Annotated in this window: 11 protein-coding genes; 6 read left to right on the top strand and 5 right to left on the bottom strand. The window is 50.3% G+C overall.

Annotated elements, in window-relative coordinates; translation table 11 throughout:
• Positions 1-137 precede the first annotated feature (137 nt).
• The 5 genes from C4N22_RS07350 to C4N22_RS07375 all read left to right on the top strand — a co-directional run bounded on the left by C4N22_RS07350 (position 138) and on the right by C4N22_RS07375 (position 5,702).
• Positions 138-836, top strand: coding sequence for a LytR/AlgR family response regulator transcription factor (locus C4N22_RS07350; RefSeq protein WP_112148500.1), 699 nt, complete (start codon positions 138-140; stop codon positions 834-836).
• Positions 833-2,104, top strand: a complete 1,272-nt coding sequence (locus C4N22_RS07355; protein WP_112148501.1) for a GHKL domain-containing protein — start codon at positions 833-835, stop codon at positions 2,102-2,104. The genes C4N22_RS07350 and C4N22_RS07355 overlap by 4 nt, the downstream gene beginning before the upstream one ends.
• Before the next feature lie 691 nt (positions 2,105-2,795).
• On the top strand, positions 2,796-3,230 hold the full coding sequence (locus C4N22_RS07365; RefSeq protein ID WP_112148502.1) for a plasmid mobilization protein: 435 nt from the start codon (positions 2,796-2,798) through the stop codon (positions 3,228-3,230).
• Complete coding sequence (locus tag C4N22_RS07370; RefSeq protein ID WP_112148503.1) at positions 3,202-4,767, top strand: relaxase/mobilization nuclease domain-containing protein; 1,566 nt, start codon at positions 3,202-3,204, stop codon at positions 4,765-4,767. The genes C4N22_RS07365 and C4N22_RS07370 overlap by 29 nt, the downstream gene beginning before the upstream one ends.
• Positions 4,764-5,702: a hypothetical protein gene (locus C4N22_RS07375; protein ID WP_097774053.1), complete on the top strand. Its 939-nt coding sequence runs from the start codon at positions 4,764-4,766 to the stop codon at positions 5,700-5,702. Before C4N22_RS07370 ends, C4N22_RS07375 begins: the two co-directional genes overlap by 4 nt.
• Positions 5,703-6,012: 310 nt before the next feature.
• Here C4N22_RS07375 and C4N22_RS07385 read toward each other — a convergent pair whose 3' ends face one another.
• The gene (locus tag C4N22_RS07385; protein WP_112148504.1) at positions 6,013-6,264 is read right to left on the bottom strand and encodes a DUF6061 family protein; all 252 of its coding nucleotides are present in this window, start codon (positions 6,262-6,264) and stop codon (positions 6,013-6,015) included.
• 576 nt (positions 6,265-6,840) lie between these two features.
• Here C4N22_RS07385 and C4N22_RS07395 point away from each other — a divergent pair.
• The gene (locus tag C4N22_RS07395) at positions 6,841-7,089 is read left to right on the top strand and encodes a DUF6061 family protein (protein WP_112148505.1); all 249 of its coding nucleotides are present in this window, start codon (positions 6,841-6,843) and stop codon (positions 7,087-7,089) included.
• A gap of 73 nt (positions 7,090-7,162) precedes the next feature.
• Here C4N22_RS07395 and C4N22_RS07400 read toward each other — a convergent pair whose 3' ends face one another.
• From C4N22_RS07400 to C4N22_RS07415, 4 genes are all read right to left on the bottom strand, one after another.
• Positions 7,163-9,517 carry an ABC transporter permease gene (locus C4N22_RS07400; protein WP_112148506.1) on the bottom strand — a complete coding sequence of 785 codons (2,355 nt, stop codon included), beginning with the start codon at positions 9,515-9,517 and terminating at the stop codon, positions 7,163-7,165.
• On the bottom strand, positions 9,514-10,197 hold the full coding sequence (locus C4N22_RS07405; RefSeq protein WP_005942816.1) for an ABC transporter ATP-binding protein: 684 nt from the start codon (positions 10,195-10,197) through the stop codon (positions 9,514-9,516). Before C4N22_RS07405 ends, C4N22_RS07400 begins: the two co-directional genes overlap by 4 nt.
• A gap of 101 nt (positions 10,198-10,298) precedes the next feature.
• Complete coding sequence (locus C4N22_RS07410; protein ID WP_112148507.1) at positions 10,299-11,336, bottom strand: sensor histidine kinase; 1,038 nt, start codon at positions 11,334-11,336, stop codon at positions 10,299-10,301.
• Between the two features lie 9 nt (positions 11,337-11,345).
• Positions 11,346-12,026, bottom strand: a complete 681-nt coding sequence (locus tag C4N22_RS07415; RefSeq protein WP_112146629.1) for a response regulator transcription factor — start codon at positions 12,024-12,026, stop codon at positions 11,346-11,348.
• Positions 12,027-12,798: the final 772 nt, after the last annotated feature.

Raw genomic sequence — 12,798 nt, forward strand, 5'->3', positions numbered from 1 at the left:
TCATAAATTTCAGCAAAATCAAGAGGTTTGGCAAAACTGGTCGTTCTGGTGACAAAAGTGGTAGGTCAGGCTACTTGTAAGGAGCCTTTGCACAGTCTATAATAGTAGCAGGACATTATTTTGTGGAGGTTGTCGAAATGCTGAAGTACCACGTTGCAGTCTGCGATGATGAGAAGTCAGACCTTGATGGCATTGTTCAAAGCGTCCAGCAGTACGATGTGCAAGGCTGCTTTGACATTGAGACTTACATGGATGGGAATGAACTTCTGAGCGAATTGCAAATGCAGAAAAAATCCTTCGATTTGCTGCTGCTCGATATCGAGATGCCATCCAACGGTTTTCAGTTGGCGCAGTCTTTGATCCAAATGGAGAAGCATCCTTTGGTGGTATTTGTCACGAAGCGGCATGAGTACGCTGTGCAGGGATATGGCGTTGCATTCCGCTACCTTGTCAAACCTTTGGATCAGACACTGTTCGCTGCGGCAATGGATGCCGTCCTTCAGGAACTGAACTCCAAACATTTTACGATCGAATACGATGGTATTACCATGTCCTTGGAAACATCGGACATTTACTTTCTGGAAAGCCACGGACATAAAGTTCTGATTCACTGCAAGGAGCAAGACCTTACATTGCGAATGAGCATTCCTGAAGCCTTGGAGCAGCTTCCAAAACGGTGCTTTGTGTCACCACACAAAAGTTATCTCGTCAACATGGAACACATTGTTTACGCTACGGGAACCGCTGTTTTTCTTTCCAGCGGACATCAGCTGCCGATCAGCAGGAGGAAGCGTCAGGAGTTCAATCAGAACTTCAACGCTTATTTGGGAAGATGATGCTTTATTATTTCGTTGAGTTTGCAGGGAGCTTTGCCAACATTGCCCTGTTGCTGCTTTTTATCGGTCGGCTGTTTTCCAAAAAGGAACCCGTCTCAAGGTGGTTCTATGCGTCATATGTTGCACTCTTGATCGCTGGGCAGTGCGCTTTGAGTTTATTCCCGGATTGGGTAACGCAGCGCACGATTTATCTTTTAGTTGGCGGATTTCTCCTTGCATTGCTGTTCTATGAGGTGCGACCGTGGCAGGCGGTTTTCGCAAGCGGAGCCTTCTTTACACTGGCTGCTTTGGTGGAAGTGCTTGCAATGCTCCTGATTGGTCTGCGTATCCCGGATACCGACATTCTGATGCAGGCTGGGGCAGCACGGTTGGTCTATATTGTTTTTTCAAACCTGATTCAAATTCCACTCGTAGTTCTGATTTCACATTTTTTCAGCCGAAAGGGAAATGCTCTGCGCATCCTATGGCTGTTGCCGATCATTGCGATTCAAATCGCAAGTATCGCGGTCTGTTATGTGGCACAGTATCATGCTGCGGATGATTATTTCCCTGATTATATGGTCGGCCTTATGGCTGTACTTCTCCTTATAAACATCCTGATCGTGTTCTATGTGGAAGCTCTCCGGGAAAATGAGCTAGAAAAATTCAAAGTCAAGTTCAATGAGCAGCAGTACAACCTTCAAATGGAATACTACCAGCAGCTCAAAGAACGTCAGGAAGAAGTCCGTTCTCTACAGCATGATGTGAAGAAATACATTCTGGCGATGCAGGCAGTTGCAGAACACGGTGATACCGAAGAACTTCACAAGATCGCACAGGCCGCCACGAATGTTTTCGAGCGTTCCACAAATATTTCTGCTGTCGGAAATCCTGTTGTTGATGCTCTTTTGAATTATTACTTACGAATTGTGGAAAGGAATAACATCAAAGTCAAACTGGATGTGACGATTCCTGAAGTTCTGACGATCTCATCGTTGTCTTTGAGCATCATCATCGGAAACACATTTGACAATGCCATTGAAGCCTGCTGCGACTTGCCAGCAGAACAGCGAATCATTCATCTACAGCTGCGCAAGCAGTATCGCAGTCTCTTTTACCGGCTTGAGAATCCATACAGCGATACCGTTCGCAGCATCCGCATCGGAGAGTATCACGGTTACGGACTAAAGAACATAAATCGTATCGTTCAAGAGAACCATGGCGACTTCTACACAAAGAAGAAGGACGGTGTGTTTACCGTCCAAGTCCGCCTGAACTGCGAAAATTAAAACATTCTTCTAAAACGCAGCCTTGCTTTCGCTTGTACTTTGTGTGTTTCGTTCATCTGATGTATTCATTATCCTGAAGTGTTGACACGCATTCGTACTTATGTTATCATTCCCAACAAATCCACAGAGATTTCTGTAAAGAAACGATTCTGTGCGGTTTTATTTCCTGCGAAGATTTACCGCCCCGCAACACACCCGATCATTTTGCCGTCTGTTTCACCCGACAAAATCCTTCGCCTGTACTGCGTGGGCGGTATTTTTCTTTTCCGGGGAAGATTGCACCTTGAAAATTTCATGAGCCGACCGAACGTGATACCGGCTCTCTAGTCAACGCCGCTGCAAAACAGGGGCAGGAACTTCGTTCGGGGCAAACGGCGATTCACATATATGAGCAGTGGAACTCTCTACTTATTTTTGCGTCTTAACAATTCGGAAACAACTTTCGGAAATACGTTTTGAGCGCAGCAGTGGAGAGCAAGAACCGTCCCGTGGCCACAAATTTTCAATTCTTGAAAATGTTGTGCTCCATCGGGACTTCACTTCTTCAATGCACCTGCATTTCCGAAGTGATCTTGTTGGGGCGTGCCTGCCCCAAACCCTGCTCATGGTTCGCACCTGACGGTGCGAACAGCAACGGCGTGTCGTGCTTACATAACTTCACCGAGGAGTTATCGAACAGACAGGAGGTACAATGACCAAAACGAATGTTCAACCGATTCCTAGCAATTCCCAGCACCACGACACGCCGAACAACAAAACGCACGTCATCAAGTTCCGAGTAACGGAAACTGAAAAGATGGAACTCGAACAAACCGCAAAACTCCTTCATCTCTCCCTGTCCACCCTCATCCGCCGTGCGCTGCACAGTGCGAAGATCGAGCGCACTGTTGTCGTTGCCGGCGGCGGAGAAGAAACCCTGACCGCTGTTTCCACCCTGCTTGCCCAGTGCAGCAGGGTGGGCGGCAACCTGAACCAACTCGCACGACACTTTAACTCTGGCGGAGCAGACACCGAACAGCTCCGGGCGAAACTTCTTGACGAACTTGCAGACCTGACTGCATTCCGGCTCCACGCCGAGAAAGTTCTGGGTGAACTGTATGGCAACGCTCAAGCATATCGCCTCTAAAAATTCGGACTACACCGCCATCGAAGCGTACCTCGTTTACCAGCACGATGAATTTTCCGGCAAGAAGATTCTGGACGAACAGGGCAGACCCAAGCTGCGGGAATCGTACATTCTGGATACCCTTGAATGCGGCGAAGCCTCGTTTGCAACGGCCTGTCTGCTGGCAAATCGGAAGTACGACAAGAACAACAACCCGGATGATATCAAGAGCCACCAGTATATCATCAGCTTCGACCCACGGGATGCAGTCGAAAATGGACTGACGATGGAAAAGGCACAGGCCCTCGGCCTGAACTTCTGTAAAGAGAACTTTCCCGGCCATCCTGCTATCGTCTGCACCCACCCGGACGGACACAACCATTCGGGAAATATCCATGTCCACATCGTGATCGGTAGCGTCCGGACACAAGAAGTGGAGCGCAAGCCCTATATGCAGAAGCCCCGTGACTGGCGTGAGGGCATGAAGCATTCCAGCACAGCCCAGACCATGCGGCACTTGCGTGTCGCGGTCATGGAAATGTGTCAGGATGCCAAGCTGTACCAGATCGACCTGCTCAGCTCGAAAAAGCGTGTGAGTGAGCGCGAGTACTGGATGAAACGGCGCGGTCAGATGAAACTCGACCGTGAAAACGCAGCCCTGCTTGCCGCCGGACAGCAGCCCACACAAACGGAGTTTGAAACCGCAAAGGAGACTTTGCGGAAACAGATCTCGGATGTGCTGGACAATGCAGTGAGCTTTGAAGATTTCTCGGACAGGCTCTTGCAGCGGTACGGCATCACGGTCAAGGAAAGCCGTGGGCGGCTCAGCTACCTGCCAGCCGGAAGAAAGAAGTTTATCCGGGCACACAGCCTCGGTGACAAGTTTGAGAAAGAACTCGTGCTTGCCACCTTGAAAGAAAATGCCAAGAGCCAGCCCATTATCCTCCACAGCAATCTTGAGGAAGAACCCGACCGAATCAAGAAGCTGGTGGACATTCAGGCGAAGCTGAAGCAGGGCAAGGGCATCGGCTATGAGCGTTGGGCGAAGAAGCACAACCTCAAAGCCATGGCACAGACCTTGATTCTTTTAGAAGAAAAGGGCTTGACCGATGAGGACGCACTCAACCAGAGAATCGCAGAGCTTGACACCAAGTTCCATGAATCGCTGGCCGTAGTGAAAGACCTCGAAACCCGCATGGCAGACAATCAGAAGCTGCGCAGCCACGCTGCTGACTACAAGCAGTACCGACCGCTTGCACAGAAGCTGAAAACTGTCAAACACCCAGCAGTCTTTGAAGAACAGCATCGTGCAGAGCTGACAGCATACCGGGCGGCAGCAGCCTATCTCAAGGCAAACAACATCACCAGCCTGTCCAGTCCGAACAAGCTGGAAGCGGAATACTGCGCTCTTGCTTCTGAAAAGGCCCAGTTCTATGAGCAGTACAGGGAAGCCAAGTCTGAACTGCTCAAGCTGAAAGATGCAAAACAGAATGTTGCCCTGTTCTTCCGGGAGGAAAAGCAGACGCAACATCATGAGAGAGAAGGAGTGTGCGTATGATCAATCTGAAAATCGACCCGGAGTTCCAGAATCAGATCCCACCGCTGACGGACGATGAGTACAAGCAGCTTGAAGAAAATATCCTCAAGGAAGGCAAGCTTCTCTCTCCTTTGATCGTTTGGAACAACACCCTTGTTGACGGACACAACCGTTATGCCATCCTCCAGAAGCACCCGGAGATTTGCTTTTCCACCATGCCGCTCCGATTTGAAAGCAGAGAAGAAGTCCTCGCATGGATCTGCAAGAATCAGTTGGGGCGGCGTAACCTCACCCCGGAGCAGAAGCTGTTCCTCATCGGGAAGCAATATGAAGCGGAAAAATCCTCTCATGGCGAAGCCCGCAAAGAATCGCATGATGAAAATGGCCGATTTCACCGGAGTTCTCAAACTGATAACTCCGGTGAAGCCATGAAAACCTGCGAACGAATCGCAGAGGAAAATGGTGTAAGCAAGGCAACTGTACTTCGCGCATCGAAGTACATGAAAGGTGTTGAAATTGCTGAATCCCTGATTCCCGGTATGCGGGAGAAGATTCTGAACAAACAGGTAAAAGTCAGCAAGTCTGATATGCACCGCCTTGCACGAGCCAACTATGATGCCCGCGCACAGACCTTGCAGGAAATCCTGCACCCGGAACTGAAAGTTGAACCGAAACCGGATGCCGATGGCATCATCCGGGAACCGGGAAAGGCACCTGTAATGCCGTTTCAGAAAATCGAATCGGTCTATGACAGCGATGCTTACCCGGAAGAAGTGCGGCATGATTATGTCGCACTGGAACACGTTACAACACGTTTCCGCACAGAGTTTGACTATCTTCTGAGAACTATGCCAGACACAGCACAGCGAGAAGTCATTCTCGAAATCATCCACAAGCACAAGGAGTACCTTGCTTCTCTGGAATCTGCGCTCGCAGAGGATGAGCAGACAGCATAACAACAGGCACATTGTATGCTGTCAACAGAAGTCCAAAGGAGTGTGCGTTTGAACAAAAAGAAAAAGTCCACAAATATTTCCCCTTACCCCGATGAAGCCATCGAACGTCTGGCACGGGCATTTTACCCGGCGATCCTTGCCTGCTGGAACAGCGAGGAAGGTCAACGGGAGTTTGCCGCATGGCAGGCGGAGCAGGCTCATATTGCAACCAAAGAAAAACAGGAAGTTCCCACTGGGGAACTCCCTGCCTTACTTATCGTGTGTGGATTTTTGCAGGGTGCGTCCGGCAGGGCGCACCCTGTTTTTGCGTTCAATCCTCTAATCCGTGACTACCTGTTACATTCCTCAGATACTCGTCCGGCTCACCGTTCAAGATCAGTTCGGCATACGCCAGCGGGTCATTGTAGATGAGATAGTCCAATTCAGTCCGCTGTGCCATGGTAACATCCAGTGCATCTTCGACACCGGTGCAGTTGATGGAAATTTTGCGCCCATCCCGGAGCAGCAGCTCCACACAGCCGGTGCCCATGTTAAACTGACAGGCTCTTGCATCGTACTTCATAATCTTGCGTCCCTTCTGCCTTACGGCACTCTTACTGTTGTGACCTTCGTGATACGGTCTTTCTTCTGATAAGGTTTTGGACACACAGCCGTAAGGGAAGAGCCATTGTTCTCGTTTCCGAAGAAAACAAAAAATCCGAGCCCTTCTCCTATCGAGAAAAGGTTCGGATTTTCATGGTTTGGTGCGATGGAAGGGACTCGAACCCCCGGCCTACTGATTCGTAGGAACCGAATGGCACATTTTGTCCATTTCATCATTTGACGCTAAAACGTCATTCTAATCGAATCACCGTTATTTTGCCGTTGTTATTCTGTTGCATCCTTTGCATTGCTTGCACGCCTTTGCACCTGTTATCCATCCTTGCGATGTGCAGAAAATGTGCAAAAGTGTGCAGAGTCAAAATCAGCCCGGCAAAACAGGCTGTTTCGCACAGCCCCAAAAGCTGGATTTCAACGGTATTTATTGTGCAAAATCTTCCAGTTTTATCCAAACAACAATCTTACATGACACACCGGTTCTATGGCAGGGTTTAGGACATCCGAACAGACACCGTTTGATATAGAAATGAGGTTCGCCATGAATAAACTGCTTTCCTGCCGCTACAACATGGACACCAACCGGGTGGAAGCCCGGTTTAAGGATGGCACTACCCTTGCCATCGACTGCATCGCCGTCGAGGATGAGTACGGCAACACCCCGGCACAGCGGGCGGAGCTGGACTGGCTGCTGTATAATAAGCCATTGGAGTATGCCCAGATGGTGCTGAGAGGGGAGATGAAGCAGTATCTCTCCCTTGGCTGTGACCACGGCAGACTGGAAGATTAAGCCCTTATAAAGAACACGATGCCCACCGACCTATGGTTTTCGCCATAAGCTGGTGGGCATCTGTTGTTCCGGTTTATAATTCACTGATGGTTGCAGTAATGGGCTGCATGAGGATTCGCCTGACCGGGTTATATACTGCCAGCACCACAGCCGCCAGCACGACTACGACAATCACGGCAAGACAGCCCCACGGCACCTGCCACGCTGCACCGAAATAATGGGTGATGAGCAGGATATACAGCTTCCGATTCAGCACAAGACCCAGCGCAATGCCCACCACAAGACCGGACACCGCATAGGTGCCAGCTTCGGCAGAGATCATGCGTTTCAGCTGTGCATCATCCATCCCGATGGCACGCAGGATGCCATACTGCTTCATTCGTGCCGACACGCTCATGGAAATGCTGTTGATGATGTTCAGAATGGTGATTCCTGCAATCACGATGAGAAACGCATAGACCACCAGATGGAACGCCCAGTAGGTGCTTTGTATCATCCGATTTCCTTCGATTCGGTTGGAAAAAACAACCTGCTTGTTTAACGTGTCGCTCAGCAGGGTGTGTATTTGTGCAATGGCTGCGTCTGCTGTGGTATCTTTTAGTTGAATATCGATTACCGCATAGCGGTTTTGCCCGGTCAGCTGATGGAAGGTTTCTTCGGTGCAGATAACAATCGGGGAATCGGTACTACTGAACGGGCTGTCGTTCAATACACCCACGACTGTGAGCTTTGCATCCTCCAGCTGAATGGTATCACCCACGGTCAGGGAGTTGCTTTTGTCGAATACCGTCAGCACAGGGTATGTGCCATCCTCCGGCTCCTGCGGAAGGGTTCCGCCAATCAGGTCTTTTTTCGCCCAGCCAAACTGTATAGTATCGTATGAAATCAGGTCGATGGACCCCTGTTTTCCCTGATATTCCGCCGGGAGCGGGCAAAACATCCGCCCGAATGCGTGTTTGACTTCCGGCAGAGCTTCCAACTGCTCCACCAGCACCGGGTCAAGGACATTTTGCCCGGATGTTTCAGCCACCGATAAGTCCGGTGCGTAGGACTGCAACGGATTCAGCGCAAATCCAACCCATCGAAGCAAAACCGAAAAGCTCAAAAACAGGAGAATGCTTAACGCAAAGGAGCCTGTCATCAGAAGCAAGTTCTTTTTGGACGAGGTTGCATGGCTCACGCCCAAAGAAAGCTCTGCACGACTTCCAAACAACCGAGCATGACACGGAGAAGCCGCTGCATTTTCCACCGCATTCCCAGTTGCTGCTGTGATCGGAGAAGCTTTTGCCGCCCGCCGTGCCGGAGAAGATGCCGCGAACCAAACTGTGATAAGTCCCAGCGCGGAACCACAGATAATACCGACCGGGCTGACGCCAAGTACTGGTAAAGAGCTGAACTCCTCGCCGATAAATCCACGCAGAAAGGAACACAATCCCCATGTGGAAACGATTCCCAGCACACATCCTGCTGGAACAGCAGTTTTACACCAGAAAAGAGCTTCCAGCCGGACAAGCATCCGAACCTGATTTTTTCCTGCCCCAAGACAACGCAGCATTCCATAATAGCTGGTACGCTGCGCTACATTGCTGTTGATGCTGCCTGTGATCATAAAAATTCCGGCAAGGACGACCATGCCAGCCAACACAGCCGCTACCGCATATAAGCCTACAATATAATCGTTGTTGCTGCTTGCGTTCAACGCCATCAGGTAAGTATTTTCGGAGATTTTTTCTTCTGAAATTCCGTACTTGTTTTCGATGTTCACAATGGACTGCCGCAAATTGGTACGTGGCTTGAACTGGATGAAATACTGTGTTTCAAAGGATTCTTCTACCTGTGCGGCAATCTGAGAAAATGTACTGCGGTTCATCACCAGCACAACAGCATCATACTGGTTCGCATCGGAGGTATCCTCATTGAAACCTGCGACAGTAAGTGAAATGGTCTGTCCATCCGGGAGCGTCAGCGGAATCGCTGTACCGACCGTAACATCCAGCCAATCCCGGATGTTTGCTGTCACGAGCACTTCGCCATCCGCCGGGGCAGTGCTGCACTGCATTCCCGGAAAGATTTGAAGGATTGCATCATCTGCTCCTACCAGTGCGGCACGTTTATCTCCGGCAAAGTAGTTTTCCGTAAGGGAAGCGTTGATGTCGCTATACGCCGAAAATGCAGCAACATCCTCCTGTGCGGCAAGCTCTGCGGCTGTTTCAGGGGAGATGTCCTTTACCATGATATGCCAGTTTCCGTTTTTGTTCAGCTGGTTTGAGGTTTCCATCCGAATCGCCATATCTGCCATACTGAACACCGCCGTGACCAGAAACACCGCAAGGACGATGCACAAAATCGTCATGCGGTTCTGCCGTCTGCGTACCTTGGCAGAAAGCGGGATCAGGCTCAGATAGCTTTTCATTTCTGTGTTGCTCATTCCCGGCACCTCCCAAAATCGGTCAGGCAGCCGTCCGATACCTGCAACACCCGGTCTGCCGTCTGCGCAATGCTGCGGTTGTGGGTGATCATCAGGATGGTCTGCTCGTATTTCCGGGATGTTTCTTTTAGCAGGGCAATGACCTCGCTGGTGTTCTGGGTGTCCAGATTGCCGGTCGGCTCATCCGCCAAAATCAGTGAAGGGCGGGTCATCAGGGCACGGCCAATGGCTACCCGTTGCTGCTGCCCACCGGAAAGCTGGCTTGGCAGATGCTTTCGACGGTCTTTCAGATTCAGCACGGTCAGCAGTTCTTCCAGATATGCCCTGTCCGGCTTTTGGTAGTCCAGCAGCACCGGGAACAGGATGTTCTGTTCTACGGTCAGTTCCGGGATGAGGTTGAATGCCTGAAAGATAAAACCGATATTGCGGCGGCGGAAGATCGTCAGCTCCCGGTCTTTCATGGCAAAAACATCCTTGCCATCAATCAGCACCTTACCGGAAGTCGGCGTATCCAGTCCGCCAATCAGGTTGAGCAGGGTGCTTTTGCCGGAGCCGGATTCGCCAACGACCGCCACATATTCGCCTTTCGGCACTGAAAAGCTAACATCTTTCAGCGCATGGACAGCAGTTTCTCCGCTGCCGTAGGTCTTGCAGAGATGGTTGACTTCTAATAGTTCCATAGTGTATCCCTCACTTTGCAGATTCCTTCGATTCAGACGGATTATTTCTGTCTGTGCAGAAAAGGATAACACGTCAACCTTACTGCAAGCCTACACTCAGCCTACAATTTTGTAGGAATCGGAAAATTCAGAGTAAAGGTCGTGCCCTTTCCCAGCTCGCTGTCTACTTCAATGGTGCCGTGATGGGCTTCCACAACGGCTTTTGCCAGCGGAAGACCCAGCCCGATGCCCTGTGTATCCTGTGAAAAGCGGCTGCGATAAAACCGTTTGAAGATATGGTACAAATCTTCCGGGTGGATGCCACTGCCGTTGTCGCGCACTTTGATCTGAACCATGGACGGCAGTGCATTCCACTCTACCTGAATCGTATCTCCGCTCTTTGTGTGGTCAAGGGCATTCTTTACAAGATTGTCCACAGCTTCCTGCATCCAGTCACGGTCGCACCAAAGTGTAACCGCCTCTGAGCCAGACAGAACGAGCTTTTTCTGTTCCTGCTCTGCACGATAGTTATACTGCCGCGCGATGTCCTGCACCATTTCAGCAACATTTTCGTTTTTCTTCTCCAAGACGACCGAACCGGCATCCAGCCGGGTGATTTTGAGCAGATTCTGCACCAGCGTTTCGATGCGGTCCAACTCCTGTTCGGACAGGTCTGCAAACTCTTTGACCTCCGACGGCGAAACAACTTCGTCCTGAAGCAGACCGTTGTAGATATTCAACGCCGCCAGCGGTGTTTTGAGCTGGTGCGAAATATCTGCAATGGTATTTTTCAAAAAACGCTTCTCCCGCTGCTCGTTGTCTGCGTGTGCGCTCAGAACTGCCGCCAATGCATTAACGGAGTGAAACAGACGGTAAAGTTCTCCCTCCCGGTCGCAGTCCAGTCGTGCATCCGGGTTACCATCCAGACAGCTTTGGATTTGCTGGACTGCCTGTTCCAGAAGCGCGCTCTGCCTTTGGAAATAGCGAAAAAGCACGCCCCAGAGACAGCCGCCCAGCAGCAGAAAAACCAACAGTAACCCGAAAGAAAATACATGCGTTGTATGCCATACGATGCCCTGCGTGAGAGCCAATGCCACCGCCCAGACCGACAGCACTGTCCGGAACAAAATCCGGATTTCCCGGTTTGCGAATACTTTCATACGGCACCTTTACCCATTCCATTTATAGCCCATGCCGCGGACAGTCAGCAGCATCTGCGGTTTGCCGGGGTCGTCCTCAATCTTCATCCGCAGCCGCCGGATGTACACTGTTAAGGCACTGCTGTCAATGTAATCCCCATCGCAGTCCCACAGTGCATCCAGAATTTGTTCCTTGGATAGCACGGCATTCGGATGCTGCATAAAGAAGCAGAGCAGCTTGTACTCTGCGCCGGTCAGTTCCAGCAATACTCCGTTTTTGTATGCCTGCCCCTGCAACAGCCGGACGGTGATGCTGCCCGATTCCAGTACGGGTTCTCCTGCGCTGGACGCATTTGCACGGCGAAGCAGTGCATTGACCCGTGACAACAGGACACCCAGCTTGAACGGCTTGGTCAGGTAATCATCCCCGCCCAGTTCCAGCCCCATGATGATATTCATTTCCTCATCCGAAGCAGTCAGGAACAGAATCGGCACGTTGGATGTGCGCCGCACCTTCTGGCAGAAATCGAAGCCAGAGCCATCCGGCAGGGAAACATCCAGCACCAGCAGGTCATATTTTCTGTCTGACCACAGCACCTCGGCTTCTGCCAGCGTCCGGGCTGTATCCAGTGCAAAACCCTGTTTCTTGAATGCAAAGGTCAGCCCACTGATCAGGCTCAGATCATCTTCCAAAAGGAACAGTTTTCTCATGATTCCCTCTCTTTTCTGCATTTTGTGTGTCCTACAGGTTCAAAAGCATTATAAGTTTTTTCTGCGAACATTACAATGTGCGAAACGGAAATTGTTTCTTGCCGTGTGTTAAATATAAGTCCTACTATCACCGCTTTACTGCAATAAAATTTGCAAAACCATCTTGACGCGCTCCGCAATCCATGATACCCTTTATCGCAAATCCCACCAATTTTGTAGAAAAGTACAGAACGGCGAGGATTTATTCCCCATGAAGATTTTTACCGCCCCGCAACACACCCGATCTATTTTGCCGCCGTTTCACCCGACAAAATCATCGCTGCGCTGCGTGGGCGGTATTTTTCTTTTTCACAAATAAAATCTTATGTAGTTGTTCAATCTTCCAAAATTTATTTTTGGTTGTTGACCGCACAACCGCAAAGTGTTATTCTTGTGCTTGAAAGAAGCAGGTTGTAGTGTCCACACTGCGTCCGGCTTTCTTCATACTGTACCTTGAATCTTACATAAGCCGTCTGAACGAGATACTGCGCCATGACCTCACACTTTCTGTGGGCGAGCCGGACAACGCCGCTGCAAAACAGGGGCAGGAACTGCGTTCGGTGTGAACGGTGACCATGAGCAGAGGCTTTGCCTTTTCACACGTTTTGCTCTGCAAAATTTTCAACGTGCATTGCGGTTCGACTTCTGAAATTTTCAGTGTTGCACGGAAAGGGCGAAAGCAAGTATCGACCTGTGGCCACAAATTTTCAATGCTTGAAAAATTGCTGTCCAC

The sequence above is a fragment of the Faecalibacterium prausnitzii genome (assembly GCF_003287495.1).
GTDB classification, from domain to species: Bacteria; Bacillota; Clostridia; order Oscillospirales; family Ruminococcaceae; genus Faecalibacterium; species Faecalibacterium prausnitzii_I.

Coding starts and splice junctions, on each gene's coding strand:
- C4N22_RS07375 (WP_097774053.1), top strand. CDS start 4,764: ATGATCAATCTGAAAATCGACCCGGAGTTCCAGAATCAGATCCCACCG.
- C4N22_RS07415 (WP_112146629.1), bottom strand. CDS start 12,026: ATGAGAAAACTGTTCCTTTTGGAAGATGATCTGAGCCTGATCAGTGGG.
- C4N22_RS07400 (WP_112148506.1), bottom strand. CDS start 9,517: ATGAGCAACACAGAAATGAAAAGCTATCTGAGCCTGATCCCGCTTTCT.
- C4N22_RS07405 (WP_005942816.1), bottom strand. CDS start 10,197: ATGGAACTATTAGAAGTCAACCATCTCTGCAAGACCTACGGCAGCGGA.
- C4N22_RS07385 (WP_112148504.1), bottom strand. CDS start 6,264: ATGAAGTACGATGCAAGAGCCTGTCAGTTTAACATGGGCACCGGCTGT.
- C4N22_RS07410 (WP_112148507.1), bottom strand. CDS start 11,336: ATGAAAGTATTCGCAAACCGGGAAATCCGGATTTTGTTCCGGACAGTG.
- C4N22_RS07395 (WP_112148505.1), top strand. CDS start 6,841: ATGAATAAACTGCTTTCCTGCCGCTACAACATGGACACCAACCGGGTG.
- C4N22_RS07370 (WP_112148503.1), top strand. CDS start 3,202: ATGGCAACGCTCAAGCATATCGCCTCTAAAAATTCGGACTACACCGCC.
- C4N22_RS07365 (WP_112148502.1), top strand. CDS start 2,796: ATGACCAAAACGAATGTTCAACCGATTCCTAGCAATTCCCAGCACCAC.
- C4N22_RS07350 (WP_112148500.1), top strand. CDS start 138: ATGCTGAAGTACCACGTTGCAGTCTGCGATGATGAGAAGTCAGACCTT.
- C4N22_RS07355 (WP_112148501.1), top strand. CDS start 833: ATGATGCTTTATTATTTCGTTGAGTTTGCAGGGAGCTTTGCCAACATT.